This window comes from Parasaccharibacter sp. TMW 2.1891 (assembly GCF_023337675.1).
GTDB lineage: Bacteria > Pseudomonadota > Alphaproteobacteria > Acetobacterales > Acetobacteraceae > Bombella > Bombella apis.
Window position 1 is genome coordinate 1,000,203 of the sequence record NZ_QORT01000001.1, and the last position, 14,196, is coordinate 1,014,398.

11 protein-coding genes are annotated in these 14,196 nt (G+C 59.4%); all 11 read left to right on the plus strand.

Going from position 1 to position 14,196, the window contains the following annotated elements; genetic code table 11:
- The first annotated feature begins 2 nt into the window (after nt 1-2).
- The 11 genes from DTJ15_RS04370 (at nt 3) to DTJ15_RS04420 (ending at nt 14,071) form a co-directional block, all read left to right on the plus strand.
- Nucleotides 3-962 (plus strand): 1-acyl-sn-glycerol-3-phosphate acyltransferase, encoded by a 960-nt coding sequence (locus tag DTJ15_RS04370; protein WP_043560044.1) that lies wholly within the window; start codon nt 3-5, stop codon nt 960-962.
- Between the two features lie 51 nt (nt 963-1,013).
- Nucleotides 1,014-2,399 (plus strand): tRNA (N6-isopentenyl adenosine(37)-C2)-methylthiotransferase MiaB, encoded by a 1,386-nt coding sequence (gene miaB, locus DTJ15_RS04375; RefSeq protein ID WP_249109509.1) that lies wholly within the window; start codon nt 1,014-1,016, stop codon nt 2,397-2,399.
- The gene (locus DTJ15_RS04380; RefSeq protein WP_154981420.1) at nt 2,396-3,499 is read left to right on the plus strand and encodes a PhoH family protein; all 1,104 of its coding nucleotides are present in this window, start codon (nt 2,396-2,398) and stop codon (nt 3,497-3,499) included. The genes miaB and DTJ15_RS04380 overlap by 4 nt, the downstream gene beginning before the upstream one ends.
- Nucleotides 3,468-3,959 (plus strand): rRNA maturation RNase YbeY, encoded by a 492-nt coding sequence (gene ybeY / locus DTJ15_RS04385; RefSeq protein WP_081563186.1) that lies wholly within the window; start codon nt 3,468-3,470, stop codon nt 3,957-3,959. Before DTJ15_RS04380 ends, ybeY begins: the two co-directional genes overlap by 32 nt.
- Nucleotides 3,960-4,016: 57 nt before the next feature.
- On the plus strand, nt 4,017-4,901 hold the full coding sequence (locus tag DTJ15_RS04390) for a hemolysin family protein (RefSeq protein ID WP_081563187.1): 885 nt from the start codon (nt 4,017-4,019) through the stop codon (nt 4,899-4,901).
- A gap of 87 nt (nt 4,902-4,988) precedes the next feature.
- Nucleotides 4,989-5,645, plus strand: coding sequence for a thioredoxin domain-containing protein (locus tag DTJ15_RS04395; protein WP_043560036.1), 657 nt, complete (start codon nt 4,989-4,991; stop codon nt 5,643-5,645).
- Between the two features lie 46 nt (nt 5,646-5,691).
- Nucleotides 5,692-10,239: an AAA family ATPase gene (locus DTJ15_RS04400; protein WP_249109510.1), complete on the plus strand. Its 4,548-nt coding sequence runs from the start codon at nt 5,692-5,694 to the stop codon at nt 10,237-10,239.
- A gap of 147 nt (nt 10,240-10,386) precedes the next feature.
- Nucleotides 10,387-11,043 carry a metallophosphoesterase gene (locus DTJ15_RS04405; RefSeq protein WP_081563190.1) on the plus strand — a complete coding sequence of 219 codons (657 nt, stop codon included), beginning with the start codon at nt 10,387-10,389 and terminating at the stop codon, nt 11,041-11,043.
- A complete protein-coding gene (locus DTJ15_RS04410) occupies nt 11,033-11,380 on the plus strand; it encodes a chorismate mutase (protein WP_249109511.1) in 348 nt (115 codons plus the stop codon). The genes DTJ15_RS04405 and DTJ15_RS04410 overlap by 11 nt, the downstream gene beginning before the upstream one ends.
- A 158-nt stretch (nt 11,381-11,538) precedes the next feature.
- A complete protein-coding gene (locus DTJ15_RS04415) occupies nt 11,539-11,874 on the plus strand; it encodes a glycerol dehydrogenase (protein WP_152332664.1) in 336 nt (111 codons plus the stop codon).
- Nucleotides 11,867-14,071 carry a pyrroloquinoline quinone-dependent dehydrogenase gene (locus DTJ15_RS04420; protein WP_249109512.1) on the plus strand — a complete coding sequence of 735 codons (2,205 nt, stop codon included), beginning with the start codon at nt 11,867-11,869 and terminating at the stop codon, nt 14,069-14,071. Before DTJ15_RS04415 ends, DTJ15_RS04420 begins: the two co-directional genes overlap by 8 nt.
- Nucleotides 14,072-14,196: the final 125 nt, after the last annotated feature.

The window sequence follows — 14,196 nt, forward strand, 5'->3', positions numbered from 1 at the left end:
CTATGTCTGTTGCAGAGCCTCACCCAACAAAAAAACGAAAGAGCCATCGGCCGGTTTTCGACCCGGACCGTCTTTTTGCCGAGCAGAACCGTGCCTTGCAGGATACATTCACGGACCGTCTGCGGGCCCGCCTGCGGGCTGGTGCCCTGCTGGCCTGGGCTGCTGCCGGGTGCGTCGGGCAGGGGTCGTGCCTGCTCATGCCCGGCAAAATGTTCCGCCGGTTCCCTCTCTTTTTCTGGAGCGTGGCCTGCCGCATCCTCAACCTGAAAGTCCGCACGATCGGAGAGCGGGCGGGGTCCCTCACGCCACGGGCTGATGGACGACGGGTCATCTACGTGGCCAACCACTGCTCATGGCTGGACGTGCTGGTGTTGGGGAAAGTTCTTCCGGCCTTCTTCATCGCCAAACAGGAAGTCCGCCACTGGCCCGTCATCGGCTACCTGACCTTCCTTGGCCGGACAATTTACATCAACCGCAACCGGCAGGAAGCCGGACAGGATGTCGAAAACGTCATCAACCAGCTGCGCAAAGGGTATGACATCGCCTTTTTCCCGGAGGGTACGACCTCCAAAGGCAATGGTCTGCTGCCTTTCATGTCGTCACTCTTTGCCATTGCGAAACCAGTCCGCCGCCCCAGTGACCCGGCCACTGACGATCACCCCTCCTGCATCATCCAGCCCGTCACGGTGGCTTATGACCAGCTGGAGGGCCTGCCCGTAGGGCGGCACAGACGGTCTTTCGTCTTTTCGTGGTTCGGAGACATGGATTTTGGCCCCCATCTGATGGGCCTTGGCAAGTGGCGCTCCATGCGGGCCACTGTCGTATTCCATCCTCCCATCAAGCCGGAGGATTACCCGTCCCGCAAGGCCCTCTCCAATGCTGCACGGGCCGCCATCGAACAGGGCAGCGAAGACCTGCGGCAGAACCGTCTGCAGGATATCACCCCTTCCACCCGCTCATGACCTGCTTCTTTCTTTCATAGCCCGCTGATTCACGGACAGACTGCGATCATCATGCAAGAACAGATTTCCACCTCCCCATCACGGGGCCTGCACATCATCACATGGGGCTGCCAGATGAACGTCTATGACAGCGCCCGTATGGCGGATGTTCTGCGTCCGTTGGGTTACAGCCCGGTGGACCTGCCCGACAATGCGGACATGATCATCCTCAATACCTGCCATATCCGTGAGCGGGCGGCCGAGAAGGTCTTCTCGGAACTGGGGCGGCTGCGCCAGATCCGTGAGGCCCGCAAGCTGGAGGGGAAAGAGACCCTCATCGCTGTCGCAGGATGCGTGGCACAGGCAGAAGGCAAGGAGCTTCTGGCCCGGGCCCCCTATGTGGACCTCGTGCTTGGCCCGCAGACATACCATCGCCTCCCGGAGATGGTCGCCCGCATCGCCCGTGCCGGTGGCAGCGTGATTGATACGGATTTCCCCGTTGAATCCAAATTCGACCTCCTTCCGGAGGAAGCCGCCCCGCAGAATGAAGGCAACCTGACCGCTTTTCTCACAATCCAGGAAGGCTGTGACAAATTCTGCTCCTTCTGCGTGGTCCCCTACACCCGCGGGGCCGAGACAAGCCGCCCTGTCGCCTCCATCCTGGCCGAAGCCGAACGGCTCGTCGCCAGTGGTGTCAAGGAAATCACCCTGCTGGGACAGAACGTGAATGCCTTCCATGGCGACTGGAACGGCGGCACGGCCTCCCTGCCGGAACTGGCCGCCCTCCTGCATGAAAAGATTCCAGCGCTCAAACGTCTGCGTTACATAACGTCCCATCCCAGGGATATGGAGCAGGCACTGATAGATGCCCACCGGAGCAATCCCATTTTCATGCCGTACCTCCACCTGCCAGTCCAGAGCGGGTCCGACAACGTGCTGAAAGCCATGAACCGTGGCCATACGGCTGATGAATACCGGGAGATCATCAGACGTCTGAGAGAGGCCCGTCCTGACATAGCCCTGACATCCGACTTCATCGTCGGTCACCCCGGCGAAACAGATGAGGATTTTGAAGCCACCATGCTGCTGGTGCGAGATGTACGATTCGCCAGTGCCTACAGCTTCAAATACTCCCAGCGCCCCGGCACGCCTGCTGCTGGACAGCCTTTCCAGGTAGCTGAAAATGTGAAGGAAAAACGGCTTGCAGCCCTTCAGGCTCTTCTGCGAGAACAGCAGGATGCATTCAATGCTTCCCTTGTCGGTACGGTTCAGGATGTTCTCGTCACAGGCCACGGTCGCAAGCCGGGGCAACTCAACGGACGATCACCCTATCTTCAGCCTGTCCATTTTGAGGGCTCCCCCTCCCTGATCGGCGAGATCGTCAAGGTTCGCATTACAACGCCCTTCACCAATTCCCTTGGTGGCCACCTTCATGAACAGGAAAGCACAGCCATTTGAGCCGCTCCGCCCCAGCGTCCTTTTCCTCCGGTCAGGAAGGACACCGCACGACGACACTCCGCTTCGAGGACAATCATCGCCTGCAGAAAGTCCTCGGGGACCATGACCGTCACCTCATCCGGCTGGAACAGGGAACCGGCACGAGACTGGTCTGCCGCGGCAACCGTGTGGCCATTTCCGGAGAGACGGATGCCGTCAATCGGGCGCAGGCCGTCCTCCAGGCGCTCTACCAGCAGGCTGGCAAAGGCGTGACACTGGATGGAGACCAGGTTGATGGCGTCATCAGACTGACAGCCCTGCCATCCCATCGCCGCAGCCCACGCCGCCCCACAGCTGAAGAAACTGCTCCACCCATGGATGCTTCCTCACTGGACAATCTCCCGCATATCCAGACAAAACGTGGAGCCATTGCTCCCCGCTCCCCCGGACAGAGCGCCTACATGAAGGCTCTGGCCAGCAAAGAGCTTGTCTTCGGCCTTGGGCCTGCGGGTACAGGCAAGACCTATCTGGCCGTGGCACAGGCCGTTGCCATGTTCCAGGCAGGACAGGTGGATCGCATCATCCTCTCCCGCCCTGCCGTTGAAGCCGGAGAAAGACTTGGGTTCCTGCCCGGCGACATGCGGGAAAAGATCGACCCCTATCTGCGCCCCCTTTACGATGCCCTCCACGACATGATGCCCGGTGACCAGGTCTCACGCCGCATGGCCAGTGGAGAAATCGAAGTGGCGCCACTGGCCTTCATGCGGGGACGGACACTGGCCCATGCCTATGTCATTCTTGACGAGGCCCAGAACACCACCCCTGCCCAGATGAAAATGTTCCTGACCCGCATGGGGGCTGGTACCCGCATGGCCATTACGGGCGACCTGAGCCAGATAGACCTGCCGCGTGGTGTGACATCCGGCCTGCGGGACGCCGTGGCCACGCTGGAAGGGGTCAAAGGCATTGCTGTCTGCCCGCTCACAGCAGCCGATGTTGTCCGCCACCCCCTTGTCGCCCGCATCGTCGAAGCCTACGATCAGAAGGGTGCCGATGCAGCGGCCAACCCCTACCACTCTTACCGGACAGATGATGAAACGCCCCGTTACTCCCCACGCTGAGGTTCTGGTTTCTGATCCACGCTGGCGGGCTGCATTGGGAGATGTGGAGCGGCTTGTCCGACAATCCTGCCAGATGGCCCAGCGCTATGGGAATGTCTTCCCTCAAGGCAGGCCGGGCCCTTCATTCGTCTTTACGGACGACCGCCACATCCAGCGGCTCAATGCGCAGTTCCGCAGCAAGAACAAGCCAACGAATGTCCTGACATTCGAGCCCCCTGCTCCCATGCTGGGTGGAGACATCATCCTTGCTTACCAGACCATGCACCGGGAGGCGTTACAGGCCCGCAAGAGCCTCCGGGCCCATACGGCACATCTGATCGTTCATGGCCTGCTCCATCTGGCCGGACATGACCATCATCATCCCGGTGAAGCCCGGCAGATGGAAGGACTGGAAACTTTCATTCTCTGCCGGATGGGGTTCGGCGACCCATGGAGGCCACGCCCTCACTCCCGCCGCTGATCCCTGAAAAACCGTCACATTTTTCTTCCGCCCGCAAACAGGAACGTTCCGCACCCGATGAAACTTTTCCACCGCAAGGCACGCACAAAGACCATAAGGCAGCATATTGCTGACCTCGTCCGGGAAGCCGCCAGTCTGGGGAAGACCAATCCTGACTCTCCCGAGCTGGACAGGCAGGAACGGGCGCTCATCATGAACGTACTACGCCTGCGTACCATCACCGCTGATGACGTCATGATCCCCCGGGCCGACATCATCGCCATGTCGGATGATCTCTCCTTTGATGAGGCTCTGGGGCTGATGCGGGAGGAAAACCACTCCCGAATGCCCGTCTACCATGATGAGCTGGATGACATCGTCGGGATGATCCACGTCAAGGACCTTGTCGCCCATATCGGTACGAAAGAACCTTTCAACCTGCGTTCCCTTCTCCGCCAGCCTCTACTCGTCGCACCCAGCATCCCGGTGCTGGACCTCCAGCTCCAGATGCGTCAGCGCCGTACCCACATGGCGCTTGTCATTGATGAATATGGCAGCATCGATGGCCTCGTGACTATTGAAGACCTCATCGAAACCATTGTTGGCGACATCTCTGATGAACATGACGAGCCGGTCACCACACCATGGTTCAACCGTCCCGATGGCACGATCGACCTTGATGCCCGGCTACCCGTCAAGGAGCTGGAAGAGCGCCTTGGCCCTGTTCTGACACGGGAGGAACGGGAGGCAGAAATCGAAACTGTCGGTGGTCTTGTCTTCCATCTGGCCGAGCATGTCCCGGCCCGTGATGAAGTGCTGGTTCATCCCAGCGGGCTGGAGTTCCGGGTGATCGATTCCGATGCCCGGCATATCCTGACCTTGCGGATGCGTGTCCCTGCCCACCTGCGGCGGCAGCCGGAAACGGCGGACGGGCAGACACCCTCCACCGGCCCATCCTCTTGACGGTACCACCTCTCTTGCCGTTCATGGCAGGATGAACCGTTGACCAATACCGCACCGTAGCCTTTCCCCCAGAACAAAGGAGCCGTCATGACCTCCCACCACCCATTTTCACGCCGTCATTTTCTGACCAGTGGTTCTGCCCTGCTGGCAACCGGGCTGACTGCCGGCACCCTCCTTGCCCAGAGTCCCGCTCTGGCACAGACACAGGCTGCCGCACCGAAAGACCCCCGCCTCTCTCCCCGCATCATCGGTGATGCCAAGGCTCCCGTGCTCGTTCAGGAATGGTTCTCCCTGACCTGCACCCACTGCGCCCATTTTGCGACGGACATCTTCCCCCAGGTCAAGGAACAGTTCATCGATACCGGGAAGATCCGTTATCAGTTCCACGATTTCCCACTGGATCAGGTTGCCATGATTGCTGCCATGGTGGCACGTTCCCTGCCTGAAGAACGTTACCTACCCTTCATCAGCTCCCTCTTCTCCCGCCAGATGCAGTGGGCCTTCTCTGGTGGAGACCCGGTTGCCCACCTCAAGCAGGAGGCTGCCCTGGCCGGAATTGCCCCGGATGAATTCGACAGGATCAGCAAGGACATGACCTTCGGGCAGGAACTGTATCAGCTGACCCAGCAGGACGGACAGACCTACGACATCAAGGGAACACCCTACTTCCGCTTCAACAGCACACCATTCGCTCAGGACCCTGAGACCGTGGAGAAATTTGCCGAGCTCGTCAGCAAGGCCTGATCCCCTCTTCCGCTTTCCTCCATCGCCACAGTCCACACGGGGTTCAATGACACAGCACAAGGCGATCACGACCCGCCTCGATATTGTCGGCTTCAAAAGCTTTGCTGATGAGGTCCATCTGGACATCCTGCCGGGCCTGACCGGCATTGTCGGCCCCAATGGCTGCGGCAAGTCCAACATTGTCGAGGCCCTGCGCTGGACGATGGGGGAAAGCTCCGCCCGTGCCCTACGTGGTGGAGAGAGCGATGACCTCATCTTTGCCGGGACAGGCAGCCGCCCGGCCCGCAATCTGGCCCGTGTCACCCTCCATCTTGGTGCGGCTGCCGGTCTTGCGCCGCCGCCCTTCCAGCAATCGGAAGAGCTGGAAGTCTCCCGTCAGGCAGAACGTGGTGCGGGCAGCACCTACCGCATCAACAATCGTGTCATGCGGGCCAAAGACGTACAGACCATCTTTGCGGACCTGTCCTCCGGTGCCCGCAGCTCATCCATCATCAGCCAGAACCGTGTCAGCCAGCTCATCGCTGCCAAACCGGAAGAGCGTCGCCTCCTGCTGGAGGAAGCCGCCGGGATCACCGGCCTGCATGTCCGCCGCCGGGACGCTGAGCTGAAACTGCGTCAGGCTGAAAGCAATCTGGAACGGGCCGAAGAGCATCGCAGAACGCTGGACCAGCAGCTCAGCAGCCTCTCCACCCAGTCCGAACAGGCCCGACGCTACCGGCAGGCATCAGAGGATATACGCCAGCATGAACGGTCCCTGCTCATCCTTCAACATGCCAGAGCCGAAGAACTCGTCCAGAGCCGCCGGACCGCTCTGGAAAAAGCCAAAGAAGCCCTGGCCAGAAATGAGCAGGCTCTTCTGGATGCCAAAAAGCATGTTGAACTACAGGCAGAAAAACGCCAGCAGGAAAGCGAAGCCCTGGCCACGCTCCGCCAGCGGCTGGAGCAGTACCGCATCCATGTCGGCGTAGCAGAAGCTGCCCTCCAGCACATGCAGCAGGCCTCGGCCGACCATGCCAGACAGCGGGCCCAGCTGGAAGATGATCTGGCCCGACAGAAAAAAGAGCTGAGCCAGCTGGAAGAACAGCAGGCTCAGACCCGGCTGGCACTGGAACAGATCATGGACCAGCAACGGGCCACCGCCACGAAGCTCCCTGCGCTGGAAGAGACGATCACGGCCCTGCAACAGACAGAAGCCACCCAGCGGGCCGACCATGCTGCGCTGTCATCCCGTTATCAGGATGGAACACTCCAGCATGAACGGCTCCAGAGCCGCCAGCAGGAGCTGGCACGTCAGATTGCTGATGACAGGGAAAACCTCAACCATCTGGAAATCGAACTTCAGGCCATCGAACAGGACTGCACCCGGGAAGCAATTGCTGATCAGCTGCGCCAGCAGGTCTCCGCCAGCATGGAGGAAGCCAGCAGCTGCGAACGCAACGCCCGGGAGGCCGAAGCTCATTTTCAGGAACAGAGACTTCTCACCGACCGCACACAGCGTGATCTGCATGAAGCCAGAACCCGGCTTGAACAGCTGCAACAGCGTGAAAAAGAACTGACCCAGGCAGTGACCAGGCAGCAGTCCCGTCTGGAAACGGAACGAACCCAGAAGCAGGAAATCAGACACGGCCTGCTTGACAAGACCGCAGAAGAGCGGTTTCAGGCAGCCTGTCAGACCACACGGACACTGGCAGAACAGACCGCCCTTGCTGAAAAAGGTCTGATACAGAAGCGTGAACAGGCAGAGCAGCTCTGGCTCAGCGAGCAGGCTGCGCTGGAAAAATGCCAGCAGCGCCGCGAATTTCTGCAACAGGACGTCAAACGCCTGACCGAACAGCTGGCAGACCAGCAGGCACGCTCCACAGCAGCGCAGGCCGCTCTGAAGGACGCCCTTGACCGTGCGATCAGCATCGAAGAGCTCGATGGCGCACGGACCCGTCTCAACATGCTGGCAAAGCAGATCAACTCCCGCCTCGAAGCCATCACCCAGACCGAAGAACAGCACAATGCTCTTCTGGAACAGGAAAAAGAGGCACGGCAGGCCCTGCAACAGATCGAAACGGACCGGCTGCGTTACCAGAGCGAGCATGAAGGGCTGCAAAGCACCCTGCAAGGCAGTCTCCTCGCCATCCCCCATCCCGTACTGGAACAGCTGGAAATCCCGGACGCCCTCATCAGGGCCGTTGCAAGCGCCCTGACAGATGGGCTGGAAGCGTCTCTCCCCCCTGAGGGAGAACCCCTGACTGATACGCCACGGCAATGGCGCTCTCTGCCCCCGCTTGGGAAACAGACACCCGCAGTCAAGGCACTGGCGGCCCTGCCCAGTCTGGCATCCCTTATCAATATACCGGCTCCACTTGAGCGGGCTTTCCGGGCCATTTTCCTGCTGGAAAAGACTGAAGACGGCCCTGCCCTCCACCACTATCTTCAGCCTGGTCAGGCCCTCGTCACAAAAGAAGGGGGCCTCTGGCGCTGGGATGGTTTCATCCGCCAGCCCAACACGCCCACGGCAGAAATGGTACGCCTCCAACAGGCACAGGCCCTCAAAAAGACCGCTGCCGCCATTCAGACACTCGACCAGCAGCACGCTGTCCAGAAAGCTGCCGCCGACACACTGCACACACAGTGTGAAACACTGGCACAGGCACTGGCAGAACAGCGCCAGTCTGCCCAAAACGAACGTGACGAACAGGCACGGCAGAAGCACCAGCTGGAAGGGCTTACGGAACGCCATGCCTTCCAGCAGGAGCAGATCTCCCTTCTCCAACAGGAAGCCTCCGTCCATGAGGCACAGCAGAACCGGACAAAGTCACAGCTTGCTGCGGTACAGTCAGAGCTGAAGGCCCTTCCCGTTTCAGACAAGGCCGTCTCCGACGCTGCGGCAGTACTCCAGACCATCCGGGATGAAGAACAGTCAGCCCGACTGGCCTCTGAAGAGGCCCGCTCCCAACACCAGAAAGCTGAAAACGAGCGACAACAGGCCCTGTTCAGGAACGATGCCCTGAAGAAACAGCTCGCTGAACGGACACAGACCATCGACCAGCTGGAGCAGGACATCAGGGAGCTGAGCGGACAGAAACAGACCGTACTGGACACACAGGCAAAGATCGACCTTCCAGCTCTTCAGTCGGCTCTGAAAACAGCAGAAGACGCACTCCATCATGCCCGACAGGCCGCAGCGGAGGCCATACAAAAGGCCGAAACAGTCCGCAAAGAGGCCACACGACAGGAACAGGCCCTTCAGGAGCGAAGCCGCCTTCTGGCTGGCCTGCAAGCCCGGCGGGAAAGCCTCCAGCAGCAGATCCAGACCCTGAAAACCACTCTAGAAAAACGCCTGACTGATGAGGCAGCCTGCCAGAAAAATCAGTCCGATCTGCCGGACATCGCCATTCTGAAAGAAGAACTCGACCGGACGAAGGCCGGGCTGACCAGCACCACGGATGCCCTTCAGCAGCACCGGGCAGACCATAACACCCTGTCGCAGACTCTTTCCCTGCTAAAAGAACGACACGGGCATCTGCTGACGGACAGCCAGAAACAGGCCGACCGGCATGCCCAGCTCCAGACCCTCATCAAGGACCTGACGGACCGCCACGCAGCCCTGATGACGGCCACCCCGGAGCAGGCGGAAGACTGCAGCCTTGCCCGCCATGAAGAGCAGCTCCAGCAGGATATGGAAACGCTCAGAACGCTGGAAGAAGAAGAGAAGGTCTTCACCAGCCACCTGGCCCAGACCGAAGCCACCCTGCATGACCAGCAGGCCCTGCTGGACCACCACAAGGATGGCAGCAGCCGCTACCGTGAAGACACCATCCGGCTTGGTGAACGGGCCGAACAGGCAGAAGAGGCTCTGGCTCTCCTGCGCCATGATTCCCCCCTGCCAGACAATGCCGAAGCCCCGGACACTGTTTCAGCCGATGCTGAACAGGCCCTGCGGCAGGCCCTGAAACGGGCCCTGAAGCGCCGTGATGATCTGGGCCCGGTCAATCTCTGTGCCGAAGACGAGTTCCAGACAGCCCAGAAAGAATCCGAACGAATCGCCCGGGAGCATCAGGACCTCTCAACCGCCATTGCCCGCCTGCGTGGCGGGGTCGGGGCGATCAACCGGGAAGGCCGACAGCGCCTCATGGCCGTCTTTGCGGACATCAATGAGCATTTCCAGAAGCTCTTCACCCGCATGTTTGGTGGAGGCAAGGCACATCTCCAGATGGTTGGCAGCGACGATCCGCTGGAGGCCGGGCTGGAAATATTTGCCCAGCCCCCCGGAAAGAAACTCTCAACCCTGTCTCTTCTCTCCGGCGGAGAACAGGCTCTCACAGCCCTCTCGCTCATTTTTGCAGCCTTTCACTGCACACCAGCTCCCATCTGCGTTCTGGATGAGGTTGATGCCCCCCTTGATGATGCCAATGTGGAGCGCTTCTGCACGCTCATCCGTGACATCACCAAAGAAACGGGCACCCGTTTTCTGGTCATCACCCATCACCAGCTGACCATGGCCCATATGGACCGTCTCTATGGGATCACCATGCAGGAACGGGGCGTGAGCCGCCTGCTCTCTGTCAATCTGGATGAAAGCATCCGCATGGTAAATGGTTGACCTTCTCCCATTATCATCAGACAATTAGTGCCCTTTAAGGCAACTGGAGGCTGAGTTTACAAAACCGTGAGCGATCGACCTATCTTTTCAGAACCACGGCTTGACGAATCGGTTTTATCCCGCATTCGTGAGCATGGTCTTCGCATTGTGGGAGACGTGCACGGTGATCTCAACGCTTTCCGCCATGCCATAGCCACAAAGCGCTTCATCATCCAGCTGGGAGATCTCGTCGATCACGGGCCGGACAGTGCTGGCGTGCTGGAAACCATGCTGGACCTGCTGGAGACGCACAGGGGCATGTTCGTTCTCGGCAATCACGACCGCAAGTTGGGCCGAGCGTTGGAGGGGCGGCGGCTGCGCCGTGACCTCCCGCTGGAAACCACCCTGAAACAGATTCAGACCTCCACAGCCGAAGACCTCGCTAACCGTTCCCTCAAAGCCGTCGCTCAGGCACCGGCATGGCAGAGGCTGGGCAACATGCTCTTCGTTCATGGTGGGTTCCACACGGCCATGCTCTCCGGCCCCCCGCCACAGACAGGGCTTGCCGACATGTCCGCCCCTCTTTCACGGGCACTCTTCGGAGAAACGACAAGCCGCCTCCAGCCGGACGGGTATCCAGAACGACGCCTGAGCTGGATCAACCGTATTCCAGAAGGTATAACCGTTTATGTCGGGCATGATAGACGGTCCCTTGATGGCCGCCCACTGCACCGGACTGGCCGGCTGGGAGGAAAAGCCATCTTCATGGATCTCGGCGCCGGCAAAGGCGGCCATCTCGCATGGATTGACCTCAATGACCTCTAAAAATGACACATTGCCTGATCCAACCCGTCAGCTGACCGCTCTCCGCCAGCGTATCGACAATATCGATGCTGCCCTCATCTATATGCTGGCAGAACGTTTCCGCTGCACAGCCGATGTGGGGGCTCTAAAAGCCTCCTCCCACCTCCCTGCCTGCGACCCGGCCCGGGAGAAAGAGCAGCTGACCCGCCTGCATGCTCTGGCCCAGGATGCCGGATTGGACATTGACTTCACAAAAAAGTTCTTTGCCTTTCTTGTTGGGGAGGTCATTGCCAATCATAAAGCTATTGCTGCACAGTTGCAGGATACGCCACAAAATCCCGTCCTGAATAAAGAATAGATTGATCCATTTTACCTATCATAAATATAAATTAACTTTATTTATCTATTTTTCTCCCATCCTAGATGGCCTCATAGTTACGACATGGTTTCTGCTATACTGGAGATAATGTCGTGTCACCATCATCGTCCTCCAGACCGAAGCAAGGATTGGCAAGCTTGGCGACTTACGCACTGGCGCTTCTGATCCTGCTTTTCGGCCTTTATTTTGTCATTTTCGGTTCATGGCTCATTCTGCTGGGTGGGTCCTGGTATTACACCCCCTGCGGACTCCTGCTCTGCATTTCCGGCATCTATCTCTTCCGCCAGAGCCCCACAGGAGCATGGAGTTATCTTCTCGCTTGGGCCCTGACAATTCCCTGGACGATCTATGAGGTCGGTTTCAATTTCTGGGGATGGTTGCCGCGCCTCTTCGGGCCCACCCTGCTGGCGGTTGCCGTTGTTGCCTGCCTGCCTCACCTTCTCCGCAACCAGAAGGAACACTACAATGCGTAACCAGGCTTACCTTCTCGGTATTCTTCTGGGTGGCACCATCCTTGGCACCTCGCTCCCGGTCCATGTGGCCCATGCCCAGATTCCTCCCTCGCTGGAAACCCCCGGCCCGGACAATGACAGCGAAGCGCAGACGAGCTCCAGCATCTACCACGACCCTGAGCCGGGTACCCCCCAGCCAACAGGCGTCAATGCCGCCAACCTGCCGGATATTGATGAGCTCCCCATCGACCAGCTCCCCCAGGCCGTCCCTCAGGAGAGTGCCAATCCCAAACCTGAGGACTGGCCTGCCTATGGGCGTGATGACCAGGCGACACGCTATTCTCCGCTGACACAGATCACGCCGGAAAATGTCAGCAGACTGCAACGGGCGTTCGTCTACCATACCGGCAGCCTCCCTCCCAAAGGGAAGGCCAACAAGTGGGCTGCAGAAACCACGCCGATCAAGGTGGGTGATTCCCTGTATCTCTGCTCCGCCACGAATGACATGATGCGTGTCGATGCCGCTACGGGGCAGGAGAAATGGCACTTCCATGCCCATGAAAGCTACGATGCCATTCCCTATACGGCGGCCTGCAAATCCGTCACCTACTACACGTCATCCACCGCAGCGGATGGGCAGCCCTGCCATCACCGCATCATTGAATCGACACTGGACAACAGGCTGATTGCTGTTGATGCCGAAGATGGCAAGCTCTGCGAGACTTTTGGCCATGGCGGGCAGGTCAATCTCATGCAGGGCATGGGCTGGTCCGTCCCCGGTTTCGTGGCCATGACAACAGCTCCGCCCATCGTCAATGGCGTGATCGTCGTCAATCATGAAGTGCTTGATGGCCAGCGCCGCTGGGCACCATCAGGCGTCATCCGGGGATATGATGCCGAAAGTGGGAAGTTCCTCTGGGCTTGGGATGTCAATAATCCGGACAACCACCACCAGCCGGACAAGGACCATTATTACAGCCGTGGAACACCCAATTCCTGGGCGGCCATGACGGGCGACAATGCCCTGGGGCTGGTCTATGTGCCCACAGGCAACTCTGCGGTTGACTATTACAGCGCCATGCGCAGCGATGCGGAAAACAAGGTGTCATCCGCCGTGGTGGCGCTTGATGTCCGCACGGGCGAACCCCGGTGGGTCTTCCAGACCGTCCACAAGGATGTCTGGGATTACGACATTGGTTCCCAGGCAACGCTGTTCGACTATCATGCCGATGACGGAAGCATCATCCCGGCCCTCATCATGCCTACAAAACGGGGCCAGACCTTCATCCTCGACCGTCGGACAGGCAAGCCGCTGCCAGACTTCCCCGTCGTGGAAAAACCGGCTCCCAGCCCGGGCTTCGTCCAGGGTGATCCACGGGCTCCAACGCAGCCGTGGTCTGTCGGGGTTCCCCGTCTTGGCTTCCCGGAGCTGACAGAAGCCGCCACATGGGGCATCTCGCCACTGGACCAGCTGGCCTGCCGCATCAAATTCCGTCGGGCCCATTATGTCGGCGAGTTCACACCGCCTACCATCAAGCAGCCGTGGCTGGAATACCCCGGCTATAATGGGGGCAGTGACTGGGGCAGCATCTCCTATAACCCGCAGACGGGCATCCTGCTGGCCAACTGGAGCAGCCTACCCATGTATGACCAGCTCGTCAGCCGCAAGAAAGCTGACAAAATGGGGCTGATTCCCATTGATTCACCCCAGTTCAAAGCTGGCGCTGGTGGGGCTGAAGGTAACGGGGCACAGGCGCAGACGCCCTATGGAATTGTCGTCACCCCGTACTGGAACAGCTTCACCCAGATGATGTGCAATGTGCCACCCTACGGGATGGTCACCGCCATTGACCTCAAAGCGCACAAGGTCCTGTGGCAGAAGCCACTTGGTTCGGCCCGTGCCAATGGCCCGTGGGGTATCGCCTCGCACCTGCCGCTGACAATCGGTACGCCCAACAATGGCGGTCCTGTCATGACCGCTGGCGGTGTCGCCTTCATCGGAGCATCGACCGATAACCAGATCCACGCCATTGACCTCAAGACAGGCAAGACGCTCTGGACTGACGTGCTGCCCGGTGGGGGACAGGCCAACGCCATGACCTATGCCGTCAATGGTCGGCAATATGTCGCCATCATGGCCGGGGGGCATCACTTCATGCGCAGCCCGGTGTCTGATGCGCTGGTTGTTTATGCTCTGCCAGAGGCAGACAGCAAGTAACCTTGGGATCGTGCCGGTTGCATGAAAAAATCATGTAACCGGCATGTGCAGTGTATCAACCTGAGTTCCCTGACCAAATATATGGGTTGATCTTGTCAATCCGTTTTTATCCGAAACGTGTATCC